Annotated in this window: 11 protein-coding genes; 7 read left to right on the top strand and 4 right to left on the bottom strand. The window is 46.3% G+C overall.

Annotation, left to right across the window (positions count from 1 at the left end; all coding sequences use genetic code 11):
- Positions 1-187 precede the first annotated feature (187 nt).
- The 7 genes from acnB to ACYJZR_RS12260 all read left to right on the top strand — a co-directional run bounded on the left by acnB (position 188) and on the right by ACYJZR_RS12260 (position 8,956).
- On the top strand, positions 188-2,785 hold the full coding sequence (gene acnB, locus ACYJZR_RS12290) for a bifunctional aconitate hydratase 2/2-methylisocitrate dehydratase (RefSeq protein WP_005480203.1): 2,598 nt from the start codon (positions 188-190) through the stop codon (positions 2,783-2,785).
- A gap of 98 nt (positions 2,786-2,883) precedes the next feature.
- Positions 2,884-3,252 (top strand): YacL family protein, encoded by a 369-nt coding sequence (locus ACYJZR_RS12285; RefSeq protein WP_025541514.1) that lies wholly within the window; start codon positions 2,884-2,886, stop codon positions 3,250-3,252.
- Between the two features lie 188 nt (positions 3,253-3,440).
- Positions 3,441-3,779 (top strand): P-II family nitrogen regulator, encoded by a 339-nt coding sequence (locus ACYJZR_RS12280; protein WP_005386570.1) that lies wholly within the window; start codon positions 3,441-3,443, stop codon positions 3,777-3,779.
- Positions 3,780-3,805: 26 nt separating this feature from the next.
- Positions 3,806-5,035, top strand: coding sequence for an ammonium transporter (locus tag ACYJZR_RS12275; protein WP_069494401.1), 1,230 nt, complete (start codon positions 3,806-3,808; stop codon positions 5,033-5,035).
- A 151-nt stretch (positions 5,036-5,186) separates the two neighbouring features.
- Positions 5,187-6,200 carry a Fe(3+) ABC transporter substrate-binding protein gene (locus ACYJZR_RS12270; RefSeq protein WP_005479089.1) on the top strand — a complete coding sequence of 338 codons (1,014 nt, stop codon included), beginning with the start codon at positions 5,187-5,189 and terminating at the stop codon, positions 6,198-6,200.
- Between the two features lie 99 nt (positions 6,201-6,299).
- The gene (locus tag ACYJZR_RS12265) at positions 6,300-7,925 is read left to right on the top strand and encodes an ABC transporter permease (RefSeq protein ID WP_005461269.1); all 1,626 of its coding nucleotides are present in this window, start codon (positions 6,300-6,302) and stop codon (positions 7,923-7,925) included.
- A complete protein-coding gene (locus tag ACYJZR_RS12260) occupies positions 7,925-8,956 on the top strand; it encodes an ABC transporter ATP-binding protein (RefSeq protein ID WP_005461276.1) in 1,032 nt (343 codons plus the stop codon). The genes ACYJZR_RS12265 and ACYJZR_RS12260 overlap by 1 nt, the downstream gene beginning before the upstream one ends.
- A 153-nt stretch (positions 8,957-9,109) precedes the next feature.
- On the opposite strand, the gene ACYJZR_RS12255 is transcribed toward ACYJZR_RS12260, so the two are convergent.
- The 4 genes from ACYJZR_RS12255 to ACYJZR_RS12240 form a co-directional block, all read right to left on the bottom strand.
- On the bottom strand, positions 9,110-10,522 hold the full coding sequence (locus ACYJZR_RS12255; protein ID WP_005488437.1) for a phosphoglucomutase/phosphomannomutase family protein: 1,413 nt from the start codon (positions 10,520-10,522) through the stop codon (positions 9,110-9,112).
- Positions 10,523-10,628: 106 nt separating this feature from the next.
- Complete coding sequence (locus ACYJZR_RS12250; protein ID WP_069540773.1) at positions 10,629-13,037, bottom strand: GH36-type glycosyl hydrolase domain-containing protein; 2,409 nt, start codon at positions 13,035-13,037, stop codon at positions 10,629-10,631.
- A gap of 84 nt (positions 13,038-13,121) precedes the next feature.
- Positions 13,122-15,041 (bottom strand): beta-N-acetylhexosaminidase, encoded by a 1,920-nt coding sequence (locus ACYJZR_RS12245; RefSeq protein WP_005494033.1) that lies wholly within the window; start codon positions 15,039-15,041, stop codon positions 13,122-13,124.
- 8 nt (positions 15,042-15,049) lie between these two features.
- On the bottom strand, positions 15,050-15,940 hold the full coding sequence (locus ACYJZR_RS12240) for a glucosamine kinase nucleotide-binding domain-containing protein (protein ID WP_406966130.1): 891 nt from the start codon (positions 15,938-15,940) through the stop codon (positions 15,050-15,052).
- Position 15,941 lies beyond the last annotated feature (1 nt).

Genomic DNA, 15,941 nt, shown 5'->3' with positions numbered 1-15,941 from the left:
TGATAAGATTTTAATTTAAGGTTAAATTTGCTATTCTTTTGCCCACAGTTTGGCCTCTACGGCGCTGTTTCTCAATCAGAATTGAATGAAAACAAGGGCAATGGAGAGCCAAGTTTCCAAGGATGTTCACTCCTTTACTTTAACAATAGTAATAATAGAGGAGGAACCGCAATGAGAGGAAAAAGTCGTGCTTGAAGCCTACCGTAAACACGTCGAAGAGCGTGCTGCCGAAGGAGTTGTTCCTAAACCGCTAGACGCAGAGCAAGTTGCTGGACTTGTAGAACTTCTGAAAAATCCCCCGCAAGGTGAAGAAGAGTTCATTCTTGACCTACTAGAAAACCGTATTCCACCAGGTGTAGATGAAGCTGCTTATGTTAAAGCTGGTTTCCTGACTGCAGTAGCAAAAGGTGAAGTGTCTTCACCGCTTGTAAGCCGAGAAAAAGCGGCTGAGCTACTGGGTACAATGCAAGGCGGTTACAACATTGCACCGTTAGTTGAGCTACTAGACGATGAAGCCTTGGCTGAAATCGCTGTGAAAGCTCTGTCTCATACGCTACTGATGTTTGATGCTTTCTATGATGTAGAAGAGAAAGCAAAAGCAGGCAATGCTCATGCACAAAAAGTGCTTCAATCTTGGGCGGATGCTGAATGGTTCCTATCTAAGCCTAAGCTTGAAGAAAAAATCACGCTGACTGTCTTTAAAGTGACAGGTGAAACGAACACGGATGATCTTTCTCCAGCTCCTGATGCATGGTCTCGCCCTGATATTCCAGTACACGCGCTTGCGATGCTGAAAAACGAACGTGAGGGTATTAACCCTGACCAGCCAGGCACCATCGGTCCAATCAAACAAATCGAAGAGCTAAAATCAAAAGGTCACCAGCTAGTGTATGTTGGTGATGTTGTTGGTACTGGTTCTTCTCGTAAATCTGCAACTAACTCAGTGCTATGGTTCATGGGCGATGATATCCCTTACGTACCTAACAAACGCGCTGGTGGTTACGTGCTTGGCGGTAAAATTGCACCTATCTTCTTCAACACAATGGAAGATGCGGGCGCGCTGCCTATCGAAGTTGATGTAACAAAGTTGAATATGGGTGACGTTATCGACGTTTACCCATACGAAGGCAAAGTATGTAACCACGAAACAGGTGAAGTACTTGCTGAGTTTTCTCTAAAAACAGACGTGCTGATTGATGAAGTACGTGCTGGCGGTCGTATCCCACTGATCATCGGTCGTGGTTTAACAGATAAAGCGCGCCAAGCTCTAGGTCTTGAGTCTTCTGATGTATTCCGTAAACCTGGTGAAGTTGCTGATTCTGGCAAGGGTTACACGCTCGCACAGAAAATGGTTGGTAAAGCATGTGGTGTAGCAGGTGTTCGTCCGGGCACTTACTGTGAGCCTAAGATGACAACTGTAGGTTCTCAAGATACAACGGGTCCTATGACGCGTGATGAGCTTAAAGACCTTGCGTGTCTTGGCTTCTCAGCAGACCTAGTTATGCAGTCGTTCTGTCACACATCTGCGTACCCTAAACCAGTTGACGTGAATACTCACCATACACTTCCTGATTTCATCATGAACCGTGGCGGTGTTTCTCTACGTCCAGGCGATGGCATTATCCACTCGTGGCTAAACCGTATGCTACTGCCAGATACTGTCGGTACTGGTGGCGACTCGCATACTCGTTTCCCGCTAGGTATTTCATTCCCAGCTGGTTCTGGTCTGGTTGCATTCGCAGCGGCAACAGGCGTTATGCCATTGGATATGCCTGAATCAATTTTGGTTCGCTTTAAAGGCAAGATGCAACCGGGTATCACACTTCGTGACCTAGTTCATGCCATCCCTTACTACGCGATTCAACAAGGTCTACTGACTGTTGAAAAAGCCGGTAAAGTGAATGAATTCTCTGGCCGTATCCTTGAGATTGAAGGTCTAGAAACACTAACGGTTGAGCAAGCATTCGAACTGTCTGATGCATCAGCTGAGCGTTCTGCTGCGGGTTGTACCGTTAAGTTATCTCAAGAATCAATCGAAGAGTACCTAAACTCGAACATCGTGATGCTTAAGTGGATGATCTCGGAAGGCTACGGTGACCGCCGTACAATCGAGCGTCGTATCACTGCGATGGAAGAGTGGTTGGCGAAACCTGAATTGATGTCAGCGGACTCAGATGCGGAATACGCGCATGTGATTGAAATCGACATGGCCGAAATCCATGAGCCAGTACTGTGTGCACCAAACGATCCAGATGATGCTCGTTTGCTATCTGAAGTACAAGGCACTGCGATTGATGAAGTGTTCATCGGTTCTTGTATGACGAACATTGGTCACTTCCGTGCTGCAGGTAAATTGCTTGATAAATTCAATGGTCAGTTAGCGACGCGCCTTTGGGTAGCGCCACCAACGAAGATGGATAAAGACCAACTGACAGAAGAAGGCTACTACGGCATCTTCGGACGTGCAGGGGTTCGTATTGAAACTCCAGGATGTTCACTATGTATGGGCAACCAAGCACGCGTTGCTGACAAATCGACAGTCATGTCTACGTCTACGCGTAACTTCCCGAACCGTCTAGGTACTGGCGCGAATGTTTACCTATCTTCTGCGGAGTTAGCGGCAGTAGGTGCAATCCTAGGTAAGATTCCAACCAAAGAAGAATACCTAGAATACGCGAAGCAAATCGACGCTACGGCAACAGATACTTACCGCTACTTGAACTTCCATAAAATGGAACAGTACACCAAGAAAGCTGATGAAGTTATCTTCCAAGAGCCGGCATAAGCAAAGCTAAAAGACGAAAAGCACCTCACTTGAGGTGCTTTTTTTATGGACGTAATTCGTTATACTCCGCACCAAATTGATACGAAAAGGCAACCTCGATGGAATTTGAATTCATCCGTAATACGTTGATGGGCGAGTACTACGTAAAATGCAGCATGGGGCATGAGATCGTAGGGCGCTGGTTACAAGAAGAAATCGGGAAAGATCCAGCGAAGATTGCTCAAGTAGAAGCTTTAATTGATAAGGCGTTTTCTCTTCCTTCTCAAGAGCATACTTTAACAGGCACTGAGATCAGCTTGATGATTCAAGGGGATGAAGTTCTGGTGCAGGAGAACGCTCTATCGCACGATTACGATGTAGAGATGGACAGTGAGTTCGATTTCTATGATGCAGAGAGTACAGCAAGCTGCGGCATTGAAGACTTTGTTGCACTGATTGATCAATGGAAAGACTTTTTGAACATTTAATGCACAGTTTTGGGTAATCCCATCGGGATTGCTTTATATTTGTGAAAAAGGCGCACCATATCGGTGCGCCTTTTTTGTTTATAAACCTGTAAATTACTATAAGTACATTTAATTCAATAACTTAAAAACTTGGCACGTAGATTGGATTATTAGAAGTGTTTCAGGATGAAAGCTTCGGAGAGAATTGCATGAAAATAATCAACGCCATTATTAAGCCGTTTAAGTTAGACGATGTTCGCGAAGCATTGGCTGATGTCGGTATCGAAGGGATGACAGTATCAGAGGTGAAAGGCTTTGGTCGCCAGAAGGGCCACACTGAGTTGTACCGCGGTGCGGAGTACCAAGTGGACTTTCTACCGAAGGTCAAAATAGAAATTGCGACACATGCAGACAATGTTGATCGCGTTGTAGAGGCGATCACAAAAGCGGCGCAGACCGGAAAAATTGGCGACGGTAAGATTTTTGTGTACGACCTGAACCAAGCGGTGCGCATCCGTACGGGTGAAATGGACGCAGAAGCACTTTAAGTATTCAAGGGATTGGAGACACTATTATGGAATTAGCAACAACAGTAACCGAGTTACGTTACGCACTCGACACCTTTTTCTTCCTCATTTCCGGTGCGTTGGTAATGTGGATGGCAGCAGGTTTTGCCATGTTAGAAGCGGGTCTAGTGCGTTCTAAGAACACAACTGAGATTCTAACCAAAAACTTTTGTTTGTACGCGATAGCGTGTACCACTTACCTTGTTATTGGTTACAACATTATGTACGTCGATAACGGAGAAGGCGGTTGGTTACCATCGTTCGGTGGGTTGATTGGTACCCAGAGTGAAGGCGCAGACCATTCTCTTGAATCCGACTTTTTCTTCCAAGTGGTATTTGTTGCAACAGCGATGTCTGTTGTTTCGGGGGCCGTTGCAGAGCGCATGAAGCTTTGGTCATTCTTGCTGTTCTCAGCTGTTTTGACCGCGTTCATTTACCCAATGGAAGGCTACTGGACATGGGGCGGTGGCTTCTTATCTGAAGCTGGCTTTAGCGACTTCGCGGGTTCAGGTATTGTTCATATGGCAGGTGCATCTGCGGCGCTCGCTGGCGTGTTACTGCTTGGTGCTCGTAAAGGTAAATACGGTAAAAACGGTGAAATCTACCCAATTCCTGGCTCGAACATGCCATTAGCAACACTGGGTACGTTTATTCTTTGGTTCGGCTGGTTTGGCTTCAATGGCGGTTCTCAATTGATGGTTTCAGACTTTGAAAACGCAACGGCGGTTGGTCAAATCTTCCTTAACACGAACGCGGCTGCGGCTGCGGGTTCGATTGCTGCATTGTTTGTGTGTAAAACCACTTGGGGTAAAGCAGATTTAACCATGATCCTTAACGGTGCGCTGGCTGGTTTGGTAGCTATCACGGCAGACCCACTATCACCATCACCTTTGTATGCTGTAGCAATCGGTGCGGTATCGGGTGCGCTAGTGGTATTTAGCATCATCGGTCTCGATAAACTGAAGATTGACGATCCTGTAGGTGCAATTTCAGTTCACGGTGTTTGTGGTTTCTTCGGTCTAATGGTTGTTCCTCTAAGCAACGGTGAAGCAACGTTTGGTGCGCAGCTTCTTGGTGCCGCAGTGATCTTTGCTTGGGTATTTGGTGCAAGCCTAGTGGTTTGGGCGATTCTTAAAGCTACGGTTGGTATTCGAGTTACGGAAGAGGAAGAAATGGAAGGTATGGACATGCACGATTGTGGTGTTGGTGCTTACCCTGAATTCGTAACTGTGAAGTAAATATGCCTTGTAATAAATAGTTACATTCTCGGTATGTAAAAACCTGCTCCGATGAGCAGGTTTTTTTATTTTGGTCGTTGTTTTCTTATTGAACATACATATAATAACGCAACTGATAAACGTTATCATTAGCATGGTAAAGGATTAAACAATGAAAAAACTGCTAACTCTTTCAGCACTGACTTGCGCAACTCTAGCTCCAACAGCAATGGCAGCTGAAGAAGTGAACGTCTACTCTTACCGTCAACCTTTTCTAGTTGAACCAATGTTCAACGAGTTCACTAAAGAAACTGGCATCAAAGTAAACGTTAAATTTGCGAAGGAAGGTCTAGCAGAGAAACTAGCTCAGGAAGGCGAATACAGCCCAGCGGACGTTGTCCTGACTACTGATATCAGCCGTCTAGCAGAACTGACAAACAAAGGTCTAGTTCAGAAAGTTGATAGCAAGATCATTGAAGAAAATGTACCAGCTCAGTACCAAGACAAAGAGAATGAGTGGTTTGCACTTACGCTACGTACTCGCAGTGTTTACTCTTCTCGCGACCGTGTTGGCAAACTAGGTGCGGACTTTAACTATGCTGATCTAGCCAAACCAGAATACAAAGGTAAGATTTGTACTCGCAGCGGCAAGCACCCATACAACGTATCTCTTGTTTCTTCGATGATCGCTCACTACGGCGAAGCAGAAACGAAAGAATGGTTGGAAGGCGTAAAAGCGAACCTTGCTCGTAAACCTCAAGGTAACGACCGTGCACAAGTAAAAGCGATTAAAGAAGGTCTATGTGATGTTTCTTTGGGTAACAGCTACTACCTAGGCAAAATGGTTAACGACAAAGAGCAAAAAGCTTGGGCTGATGCGGTTTACATCAATTTCCCGAATCAAGAAACAACAGGCACGCACGTGAACATCTCTGGTATGGCGATGGCGAAATACGCTCCAAACCGAGATAACGCGCTTAAGCTAATGGAATTCTTGACTGGCGAAACCGCTCAGAAGATGTACGCAGAAGTGAACTACGAGTACCCAGTAAAAGAAGGCGTTAAGCGTTCTGAACTTGTGGAATCTTGGGGCGACTTTAAAGCAGACACGCTTTCTCTAGATGATATCGCTTCTCACCATGAAGCAGCGATTAAGCTACTAGATGAAGTGAAATTTGACCTTTAATTCCTTGTGGGGGTATAACTATACCCCCATTTGATTAAAGGATATGAGATGTATTTGCACCAGCATTTGTATTTCATAAAGCCTTGCAGTAATTAGGCAATGAAAGATAGACATTCTCTATGGAAAACCAGTAGTGGAGCGATAACTCTGTTACTGGTTTTGCCGATCTTAGCGATCTTCTACACCGCAATTGGTGAAACGGATAACCTGTTTACACATTTGATGTCGACGGTGATGCCAACCTATATCTATAACACCGTCGTCTTAACGATTGGGGTTATGGGCCTGTCTCTTATTTTCGGTATTCCAAGCGCTTGGTTAATGGCAATGTGTAAGTTGCCAACGGAAAAGTGGTTACAGTGGGCGCTTGTATTGCCATTGGCAATGCCGGGTTACATTATTGGCTACATATTTACGGATTGGTTCGACTTTGCTGGCCCAATTCAAATATTCCTGCGTGATGTCACCGGGTGGGGACCTGGCGAGTATTGGTTCCCTGATATTCGAACCTTACCGGGGGCGACCTTTGTCCTGTCTCTAGTGTTGTACCCTTACGTGTATCTACTGTGCCGCGCGGCGTTTATGGAACAAAATGTTTCACTGCTGCAAAGTGCCCGCTTGCTGAAATGCTCACCTTGGGAGAGCTTTTGGCGTATTTCGATGCCTTTGGTGCGACCTTCTATTGCCGTGGGTTTGTCGCTGGTGGCGATGGAAACCATCGGGGACTTCGGCACTGTCAGCTATTTCGCCGTTAACACATTAACGACAGCGGTTTACGACACATGGCTTGGTTATTCTAACCTTAACGCGGCCGCTAAAATTTCCGCAATTATGCTGTTGATTGTTGTGCTGCTACTCAGTACAGAACGCTATAGCCGCAGAAAGCAGAAACTATTCCAAAGCCAATTTAACAGCCATGAAGATTTTCGTTACGAGTTAAGTGGCTGGAAAAAATGGGCGGCACTGGTGTGGTGTTGGGGGCTGGTTGCTGTGGCGTTCATTTTGCCATTACTTCAGTTGATCGATTACTCAATTACTTACTTTGAGCAAAGCTGGACACCAGAATTCCGTGAGTATGCGTGGAACAGTCTTGTTGTGTCTGTCATTGCTGCGATCATCGGCGTGGCTGTTGCTCTTATTGTTAACTTTACCCACCGAGTCAATGGCAAACGTGAAAGCCTTGCTTTTATGCGTCTTTCCTCAATGGGCTACGCAGTACCTGGAACGGTATTGGCGATCGGCGTGATGGTTGCCGTGCTGTTTATGGACTATCGCGTAAACGATATTGCGAAGGCGATGGAATGGGGTAGACCGGGGCTGATTTTCTCAGGCTCAATGTTTGCGTTGATCTTTGCGATGGTGGTGCGTTTCTCTGCTGTTGCGATTGGTAGTATCGAAAGTAATCTAAATAAAATTTCTCCATCGTTAGATATGGCGTCACGCACGATGGGATGTACGCCTAATACGATGCTGTGGCGAGTGCACTTCCCACTGGTAAAACGTGGTGCACTGATTGCGGCATTGTTGGTGTTTATTGAGTCGATGAAAGAGCTCAATGCCTCTCTGCTTCTGCGTCCATTCAATTTTGAAACACTGGCAACATACGTATATAACTTTGCCTCGGATGAGCATTTAGAATTGGCAGCTCTGCCTGCTGTATTGTTGGTTCTTGTTGGGTTGATCCCGCTTGTTGTTGTTAACCGTTCACTGGAGCAAAATCACTGATGAGCTGCGCACTATCAATTAAAAACCTAACTTGCCAATACGATGCTCAAACTGTTTTAGAGTCTTTGTCGCTTGAAGTAGAACAGGGGCAAATCGTTTGTCTTTTAGGGGCGAGTGGTTGTGGCAAAACGACATTGTTGAAAGCGATTGCTGGTTTGCTGCCTCTTACTTCTGGTCAAATGAGCTTAAATTGTCAGACGATTGATGATGGTGAAAATTGGTTGCCGCCAGAAGAGCGCAATATCGGAATGATCTTCCAAGATTATGCACTATTTCCTCATCTGACAGTTGCGCAAAATATAGCCTTTGGCTTGAAGCATCAATCTGCACAAGAAAAGCGCGCGAAAGTCGATGAAATGCTAGAACTCGTGCACCTTCAAGGTTACGCCGATCGTTATCCACATCAGCTTTCTGGTGGGCAACAGCAGCGCGTTGCGATTGCTCGTTCTCTGGCTTACAGCCCTGATTTACTGCTTTTGGATGAACCGTTTTCCAACATTGATACTCAGGTTCGTCACGAGTTAATCAGCGAGATCCGTAAGATTTTTAAGGCACAAGGCGTTACAGCGATTTTCGTGACTCACAGTCGTGAAGAAGCATTTGCGTTTGCCGACAAGATGGCGGTGATGAACCACGGTGTTATTGAGCAATACGGCACGGCTTCAGAACTCTACTACCAACCTTCGAGCAAGTTTGTTGCAGACTTCTTAGGTGGTGGTAGCTACCTAGCCGCAACGCGCATTTCAGATACGGAATACGAAACTCATATTGGTGTAGTTGAGGCGAGTGCGCAGCAAGAGATTCAAATGCAATCTGCTTGTTCATTACTACTGCGACCACAACATGTCCAAATTCAATCGGATGAAGACAGTGCGGTCACTGTGCTTGAGCAGCACTTCATGGGTGATCATTGTCGTTATGTGATTGATGCTAATGGTGATCGTCTACTGGCTATCGCATCACAGCCGCTTCATATCGGTGAGCGCGTTGCTGTGAAGATCGAAACTCAAGGCGTGCTAGCGTTCGCTTAATGTCTCTGCATACGGGATTACGAATCCATTCTCGATTTGTAGATACAAAAAAGCCCGGCAGTGATGCCGGGCAAGTGCTCTTCTCCTGTTGATGAGCGCCTTTTCAGACAGCGTCGACTCTCATCATTGTGCTCGAAGCGGGCACAAGGTCAGTTATAGAGACAAGAAGTCTTTAAACTGTTGAAGAACACGTTCCGCAGTGTCCTTATCTTGCATTTCTGCAAAAATACGTAGTAATGGCTCTGTACCAGAGAAGCGCGCGATGATCCAACCGCCGTTCTTGAAGTAGACTTTCGCGCCATCTTCGTAGCTGACTTTTTCAATATCGAACTCAAACTCAGGCAGTTGTTTTTCAACATATATCTTGTTGAATAGGACTTCTTTTTGCGCTGGTTTGAATTTGCAATCACCTTCTGCCATGTACGCGTAGCCGTACTTGCCATAGATTTCATCCAGTAGTTCAGACAACTTTTTGCCCGTTACCGAGATCATTTCAACCAGTAAGCTTGATGCGAACACACCATCTTTACCTTTGATATGACCGCGAATAGTTAAACCACCAGAGCTTTCTCCACCAATCAGTGAGTCATCGGCTTCCATTTGCGAGCTGATGTGTTTGAAGCCAACTGGAACCTCAAAACATTTCTCACCGTGATCTTCGGCGATTTTGTCTAATAGGTGTGTTGTTGCGATGTTACGTACGACTGAGCCTTTCCAACCTTTGTATTTCAATAGGTAGTAATACAGAAGAATCAGCACTTCATTTGGATGAATGAAGTTGCCTTTCTCATCGATGATACCAAGACGGTCTGCATCGCCGTCAGTCCCAATACCGATGTCGTAGCCTTCTTGCTCGACAAGGTGCATCAAGCGGTACAGGGTCGCAGCACTTGGAGAAGGCATTAAACCGCCGAAGTCTGGGTTTTTTCCGTCGTTGATCACGTCTACTTCACAGCGACCGTTGATTAGGACGGTTTGTAGTGCGTTTTTCGCGACACCAAACATCGGGTCAATCAGCACACGAAGGTTGGCTTTTTTGATTGCTTCAATGTCGATAAAGTCGATGATTGAATCAACAAACTCGTTCATCGGGTTGATGATTTCAATTAACTTGTCTTCAACCGCTTGATCAAAATCGACACTTTTCACATCTTGTGCGGTAAGTGTAGAAATTTGAGTTTCAATTTTCTCGGTAATGATTTCATCTGCATCACGACCACCTTCAATGAAGACTTTGATGCCATTGTAATCGGCAGGGTTATGCGATGCGGTGATGCACGCTGAGTATGCACAGCCCATCTCTTTTGCTTTGAACATCACGATTGGCGTTGGAACAAACTTATCGATAAAGCTAACTACAATGCCATTTGCCGCTAAAACTTCGGCAAACCAACGGCCAGCTTTATCAGATAGAAAACGTCGGTCATAGCCAATGACAAAGCCACGATCTGCCACTGATTCTCTGTTAGTGATGTTTGCTACTGCCTGAGCAACCAAACGAACATTATCTTTAGTAAATTCTTCACCGATGAATGCGCGCCAACCGCCTGTACCAAATTTGATCATGATTCGAACCTCAATAAGGGCGGCAATACACCGCGCCTTAAAATTTTGCTAGCGAACCCAATGCACAAGCTAAAGAGCAAAAGTGCATTGGGGCATTTTTAAGCGATTAACCTAGTGTTACGATCACTTCGTTCACGGAGCCTTCCGCTTGAACAGGTACTGATGCGCCAGTGATAGCTTCGCCGTTCAGAGTGATAGATTTCACGCCTTTGCTGACTGAATCAGGGTTAACAACTTTGATGTTGTAAGTCGCGCCTAGCCACTGACGAGTGACTTCAAATCCAGGCCAGTTAGTTGGAATACATGGATCGATAGTTAGACCATCAAAACCTGTGCGCACACCAAGGATAAAGTTGGTCACTGCGAAGTAAGCCCAACCAGATGTGCCAGTTAGCCATGGGTGGTTTGCACGACCGTGATCTTGGTGGTCTCGACCCATAATGAACTGTACGTAGGAGTACGGTTCTGCGATACGTTTTTCGATGATGTCGTTTTGGTTGTATGGGTTGAGTGCATCGTAGAACTTCATCGCACGGTCACCGCGCCCCAATTTTGCTTCAGCAACCCAAGCCCATGGGTTTGGATGTGAGAAGATCGCCCCGTTTTCTTTTACGCCTTGGTAAACGCGTGTTACAAAGCCGATATCATCATTTGGTGTTGTGAATGATGGTGAGTTCAGATGTAGGCCGTATTCAGAGAATAGATTCTCGTCGACTGCGTCCATTGCCTTTTCACCGCGCTCTTGAGATACCGCACCAGACAGCACCGCAAGAGTGTTTGACTCAAGGTGTACACGACCTTCTTTTTGTTGCGCTGTACCAATCTTGTCGCCGTTTTTCGTTAGACCACGGATATACCAGCCGCCTTCTTCGTCCCAAAGGTGTGTTTCACACGCTTCACGCACATTTGCTGCCATCTCGGTGTATTTCTCAACGTCAGCTTCTTTGCCTAGGTATTTTGCAAGGTCGATGAACTCTTGTAGCGCCCAGAAGTGTAGGAAAGACACCATTGAAGACTCGCCGCCACCTAGGTTTAGACAGTCGTTCCAGTCGGCACGTAGACCTTTACAGATGCCCGTTTGACCCACGTATTCAGCTGAGAAGTCTAGCGCAGCTTTCATGTGGTCATACACGGTTGCATCACCGCCATCCGCGTAAGGAATCACTTCGTCGAAGAAGCTGTGCTCACCGGTTTCCATCACGTATTTACAGATGGTTGGTACTAGCCATAGGTGATCATCAGAGCAAGTGTCTTCAATACCGTGGATCTTATCTTCATCGGACGGAGTAGGAACAACTGTTGGAGACTTAGATGGTTTAACATCTGCTTTTTCAGGATCGAACCAATCAGGATCGAATAGGTGTAGGCCGTAACCCGCTTTTACTTGACCACGCAGTAGATCGACGATGCGCTTACGAGTCATTTTCGGGTTCGCGTGAGGAACGGAAATTGCGTCTTGCGCGGTATCGCGGTAACCAAGACCAGTACGGCCACCGACTTCGATGAACGAAGCAAAGCGAGACCAAACCACACATGTTTCTGCTTGGTATAGCGTCCAAGCATTGATCATGGTGTCTAGGCCTTCGTTTGGCGATTTCACTTGGAACTTGCCACAACGCTCATCCCAGTGTGCTTTGATGCCAGCAAATGCATTGTCGACTTCGGCAAGGTCTTGGTACTTAGCACGCAGACGCTCACCGTTGCCTTTACCGATACCTAGAATGTAAGCAAAGCGAACTTCTTCACCTGGTTGGATAGTAAATTGCTTGTGCAGAGAGCCACAGTGGTTGTAACACGTTTGTGCGGTGTTAAAACACTTACCTTGTTCTACTGCTAGTGGGTTTGCTTCGTCGCGGTATAGACCTAGGAAGCTATCACGTTGACCGTCGTATGAATCTGGATCAAACGTTGACGTTAGGTAGTAGAAGCCTTCGAAATCGTTAGTGTTGTAGTACAGGTCGTATTCAATCACACCTTCGTTGTATGACGTACCAGCAGAGTAGAGAGACATCTGGTGGTTTTGGTTATCTGATTGAATGTGGCTGAATGAGAACTCAACAAATGAGAATGCACTGATCGTACGCGGTTTGTCAGAGGTGTTCTTGATGACCACATCCCAAATTTCTGCATCTTCGCCTTTTGGTACAAAGAGCGTTTTGGTTGCGCTAATGCCGCTATATTCACACTTGAATTTAGAGTACGACAAACCATGACGAACTTCGTAGTTCGCTTCGTCTAGGCTTTTGGCAACTGGTTGCCAAGAGATTGACCAGTAATCTCCCGTCTCATCATCACGTAGGTAAACGTAGTGTCCTGGGCGATCGAATGTCGCATTTGGACGGAACTTAGTAACACGGTTGTATTCTGGAGAGTTGTAGAACGAATAGCCACCTGCGTTATGCGAGATAACGGTACAGAATTTTTCTGTACCTAGGTAGTTGGTCCAAGGAGCAGGTACATCAGGGCGAGTAATGACGTATTCACGATTCTCGTTATCGAAATAGCCGTATTTCATTTGTGTCTTTCCTTTTTACAAAGCTGCGTCTGCAGCCAAAATTTAAAAACTCTTCAAGCGTGATGCTTCTACATCAGCTCTGTATTACTTCCACGGTTTACGGTAATTCACTCCCTGCAAATCAAGCAGCGGTAGGTGTCCTTTCAAACGTGATAAATAGTCGGTCCAGTCTCGGTGTTGTTTGTCTGTCCAACATGCTTCTGCCATTGCGGTTAAGCGCGGGAAGACCATGTAGTCCATACGAGACTGGTTGTTGATGATTTCACACCACAATGCGGTTTGAATGCCCCAAATGCGTTTACGTATTGGATCGTCGGCTGGCACTTCAGCGAGTGGTTCATAGTTGTAAGCTTTTTCTAGCGGCAACGGGTTAGCCCAATCCACGCCCGGTTCTTCTGGTGCGTAATCTTGGGTCATATCTAGGTAGGTGGTTTGCGCAGGTTGTAGCACCACATCGAAACCTTGGCGCGCGCAGTTCAACGCCGCTTCTTCGCTTAACCACGAATAGATCACTGTGTCTTTGCTGACTTTGTCGCCATGCTGTGCTTCTTCCCAACCCAGCATGCGCTTGCCAAGTTTGCGCAGTTTGTCTTCGGCATGACGCAAGAAGTGCCCTTGTAACTCTTTGTAGTCGCTGTAACCCAGTTGTTCCATTAGTGCTTGGCATGCAGGGCTTTTTGACCATACGCCGTTAGGTACTTCATCCGCACCGATATGAACATAAGGGGCAGGGAACAACGCGGAGACTTCTTCCAACACTTTATCGATAAACTCATAGCTCCCCGGCAGAGCTGGGTTAATGACGTTGTCGTTGTAATGCTGAATGCTGCGGTATTCGGTGGTATCTTCTGCTTCTACCAATAGGTGTGGTAACGACTTGATGGCAGCTCGGCAGTGGCCTGGTACATCGATTTCAGGGATAACAGTGATGCCTCGTTTCGAAGCAAAGGCAACCACGTCTTTGATGTCTTCTTGAGTGTAAAAACCGCCGTAACGCTCAGCAAGGTGCGTGTACTGTGGCTCATTGGTTTCATCCAACCCACGCCATGCGCCAATATCGGTTAGTTGAGGCAATGATTTGATCTCAATTCGCCAACCTTCATCATCGGTAAGGTGCCAATGGAATGTATTGAACTTGTAGTGAGCCAACTGGTTGATCAAACGTTTGACTTGCTCAACGGAGTGAAAATGGCGAGCACAATCTAGCATCATACCGCGGTAACGAAAACGTGGTCGGTCTTTGATTGAACAGCAAACCACTTCCATTGAGGCTGGTTGATCGCCAACTTTGATCAGTTGCAACAACGTTGCACAAGCATGGGTAAAACCAGACGAAGAGCCAGCTTCAATTTTGATCGACTCTTCTGCTACCTTCAGTTTGTAAGCGCCTTCATCCAAGGTTGGGTTGCCTTTGAAGATGATCTGACTGCCATTGTCTGATGCGAACTCAAATTGATGAATGCGCTTAAGCTCTTCAAGTAACCACTCTTTAGCTGAATTGGCTAAGTTTGAATAAACCGCAACGCCAGCTTGATGATTAAAGCTAAAGCAGTGATCGCTGACTTCTATATGGTTTGGTTTTGGCAATAAAGGCTGTGCATGCGTCAAGCTGGAAGGGATCTCACTACGTTCACGGTACGGTGAAGCTAATACGATCGGCGTGACATCGACTTGAGCTCGCTGCAGGTTGCCGTTGACTTCAAAGTTGACCAAGGCTTCATTGAATCCATCAGAATAGTAACGGAATGGGTTCGAACCAATACTGAACTCGCAGTAAAAATGATGGTTAGCTGCCAGCACCAACCCTTCTGGTTTGAGGGTGCAGTAGCTGCCAATTTGCTTGAGCTGACCATTCGAAATACTATCCGGCAGAATGTAGCGATCAAAAGCAAAAATCAGGCTCCAATTGTGGAGATCTTGATCGCTCAAGTTATGGAAAGTCAGTCCGAAACGGCAGTTTTGCTTTTGTTCTGATAGGACGACGAGATCAACACGATATTCCATATCTACTCCTATGCCGCACTGAGCGAGTAAAGGTTATGTTCAGGTTTACCTGCAAACATAATTGCGCCTTCAATCGCGTCAAACTGTGGCTCAACAACCAATTGCTGAACTGGTGGCGAAAGCCAACGTAAAATACGTTCAGCAATGCTGCCCATTAAACAAATACGCGTTGCGCCGCGCTTGTTTAATGCCACGAGAAACATTTCTATATCAGCTGCAGTTTGCTTCAGCATCTCAATTGCCAGTGCATCACCTTGTTCTGCATGTTGGAAAATCGCAGGAGAAAACTGGCCATAATCACGAGGAAGCGCTTGTTTAGACCAAGCCACCACGTTATCAACGTCATTTTCGAAATGCGCCATGACGTGTTGTGCTAGAGGCGTTTTCTCCCTGATGCCATCTTCTGCTAACAAAACTTGTTGAACTAGGCGAAGCCCCATCACTGCGCCGCCACCTTGATCCGAAATCGGGAATTCACGACCACCGACAACGTGCTGCTCCAATCCTTTAAGGTAGATGCCACAAGAGCCCGTTCCTGCGATCATGATTGCGCCATCTTCGCCATTGTGTGCACCAACGCACGCGCCGTAAGCATCAGTATTAAGAGTCATACTGGCAAACGGATGAGGAAGAGACATAAAGGCTTGCCAAGATGCTTTGTGCTCAGCACCTGCAAGGGCTAAGCCGACATGCATCGATGTAAAATCTTGTTGTGTCAGGCCACCTTGCTCGGCAGCCGAAGTGATGGATTCAAGAATCGAAGCCATTGCGACTTCAGCACCTAGCATGATGTTGGCGCTGCCGCTTTTGGCCTCGCCAAGAAAATTACCTTGTGAATCTTTGATCCTGGCTCGACATGACGTGCCGCCACCATCGATACCGACAAAATACATCCCCATG

The organism is Vibrio sp. RC2502 (assembly GCF_054850435.1).
This window is presented reverse-complemented; position numbering and strand designations above follow the sequence as displayed.

Excerpts from the sequence above, each read along its gene's own strand:
- ACYJZR_RS12250 (WP_069540773.1), bottom strand. The coding sequence starts at position 13,037 with ATGAAATACGGCTATTTCGATAACGAGAATCGTGAATACGTCATTACT.
- ACYJZR_RS12255 (WP_005488437.1), bottom strand. The coding sequence starts at position 10,522 with ATGATCAAATTTGGTACAGGCGGTTGGCGCGCATTCATCGGTGAAGAA.
- ACYJZR_RS12245 (WP_005494033.1), bottom strand. The coding sequence starts at position 15,041 with ATGGAATATCGTGTTGATCTCGTCGTCCTATCAGAACAAAAGCAAAAC.
- ACYJZR_RS12240 (WP_406966130.1), bottom strand. The coding sequence starts at position 15,940 with ATGGGGATGTATTTTGTCGGTATCGATGGTGGCGGCACGTCATGTCGA.
- ACYJZR_RS12285 (WP_025541514.1), top strand. The coding sequence starts at position 2,884 with ATGGAATTTGAATTCATCCGTAATACGTTGATGGGCGAGTACTACGTA.
- ACYJZR_RS12275 (WP_069494401.1), top strand. The coding sequence starts at position 3,806 with ATGGAATTAGCAACAACAGTAACCGAGTTACGTTACGCACTCGACACC.
- ACYJZR_RS12265 (WP_005461269.1), top strand. The coding sequence starts at position 6,300 with ATGAAAGATAGACATTCTCTATGGAAAACCAGTAGTGGAGCGATAACT.
- ACYJZR_RS12280 (WP_005386570.1), top strand. The coding sequence starts at position 3,441 with ATGAAAATAATCAACGCCATTATTAAGCCGTTTAAGTTAGACGATGTT.
- ACYJZR_RS12260 (WP_005461276.1), top strand. The coding sequence starts at position 7,925 with ATGAGCTGCGCACTATCAATTAAAAACCTAACTTGCCAATACGATGCT.
- ACYJZR_RS12270 (WP_005479089.1), top strand. The coding sequence starts at position 5,187 with ATGAAAAAACTGCTAACTCTTTCAGCACTGACTTGCGCAACTCTAGCT.